General features: G+C 61.8%; 2 protein-coding genes and 1 pseudogene. All 3 read left to right on the forward strand.

Annotation, left to right across the window (positions count from 1 at the left end):
- Positions 1-231 (forward strand): annotated as a pseudogene (locus DC522_RS35310) (IS110 family transposase); the annotation flags it as partial.
- A 618-nt stretch (positions 232-849) separates the two neighbouring features.
- A complete protein-coding gene (locus DC522_RS33480; protein ID WP_116532692.1) occupies positions 850-1,245 on the forward strand; it encodes a transposase in 396 nt (131 codons plus the stop codon).
- Positions 1,242-1,423, forward strand: a 182-nt coding sequence (tnpB, locus tag DC522_RS33485) for an IS66 family insertion sequence element accessory protein TnpB (protein ID WP_133239428.1), incomplete at its 3' end; no start/stop codon positions are given. The genes DC522_RS33480 and tnpB, both read left to right, overlap by 4 nt.

Raw genomic sequence — 1,423 nt, forward strand, 5'->3', positions numbered from 1 at the left:
AAATGCGGCGACGAACTGGTGCGATCCTACCTGTTCGAGGCGGCTGGTGTCTTGCTGACCCGGGTGCAGCGCTGGTCACCGCTCAAGGCCTGGGCGGTGCGGCTGGCGCAGCGGAGTGGGTTCAACAAGGCCCGAGTGGCCTTGGCCCGCAAGCTCGCTGTCATCCTGCATGCGTTCTGGCGGACGGGCGAGCCCTTCCGCTGGACCAAACTGGAAACAGCTGCAGCATGAGATCAAAAGATTAGCCCAGTGTTCGTCATGAGATGAGTGCTGGGCACCGTGCTTGCTCCTCAGGGCGAGGGTACGAGTCATTCCGCGAGCGGGGCTTGTGAGAGCTGGAGGCTCCAGCTGATCACGTTGTGGACCTTGGAAGGCTCGTGCTGTTGAACCCGATGATGCGGCGGCCAGTGCCGACCGCGGAGAGAACCGTGATCCGGGGAGAAGCAACGATGCCAGAGCTGTTTGCGCTTGACTGGAAGCCCGCGATTAGAGAACGGCCCCGTTCGCGCAAGGGATTTCTGAACAGCTTCGGCATGTGATCGGGTGCGGTTATGTATCAGGCCTTTCGTCGCGGCTGAAGTCATGCCGCTGGCCGGTATGGAGATACGCAGAGCAGGTGCAGATCAAATTCCCGAGCGCGAAGCTCTTTAGGTGATAATGCTTTTCCTGATCCCGATCTGACCGATCATTTTGCCCTTACTGTTCCTCGACCTCGTCATACGCCTGACGCACCGGCAGTTTCGACGCAGGATCTCCCGATCAAGAGTAAGCGGTGTTCTGAACCCACCTTACGTTCGTGTCTCTGAGCGGCGAGACTAACGATCTCTGATTGGGGATCGTTTTGTGTCGATGGTTGACCATATGCTTGAGCCGCCCCGGCCCGTGCGGCGTCTGGAAGTGATCACTGGAGCTGGCGGACGCCGGCGCTGGTCGGCGGATGAGAAAGCGCGGATCCTGCAAGAGGCAACCGCACCCGGCGCGGTGGTGTCTGAAGTGGCCCGCCGTCACGGGATGTCGCCCCAGCATCTGTTCACCTGGCGCCGTCAAGCCAAACAAGAGGCTGGTGATCCTCCTCTGGGCTTTACCCCGGTTGTTGTCGCTCCTGACACACCGCAGCCCACCCCGGCAGCCTGTCGTGAGGCGGTGATCGAGATTGCCATTGCGGGTGCCATCATCCGTGTGCCGCCGGGAGTCGACGGCGCAACGCTGGCCGCAGTGCTGCAAGCGCTCAAGAGCGTGCGATGATCGGACCGACCGGTGCCGTCCGCGTCCTGGTGGCGACCAAGCCCGTTGACTTCCGCAAAGGAGCCGAGGGGCTTGCCGCACTCGTGCGCGAGACCATGGGAGCGGATCCGTTCTCGGGGACTGTCTACGTCTTTCGCGCCAAGCGGGCCGATCGCATCAAACTCATCTTCTGGGACGG

It is taken from the genome of Microvirga sp. KLBC 81 (assembly GCF_003075415.1).
Taxonomy (GTDB): domain Bacteria; phylum Pseudomonadota; class Alphaproteobacteria; order Rhizobiales; family Beijerinckiaceae; genus Microvirga.

Bases quoted from the DNA above. Each gene is read 5' to 3' on its own strand.
- DC522_RS33480 (WP_116532692.1), top strand. From the start codon at position 850: ATGGTTGACCATATGCTTGAGCCGCCCCGGCCCGTGCGGCGTCTGGAA.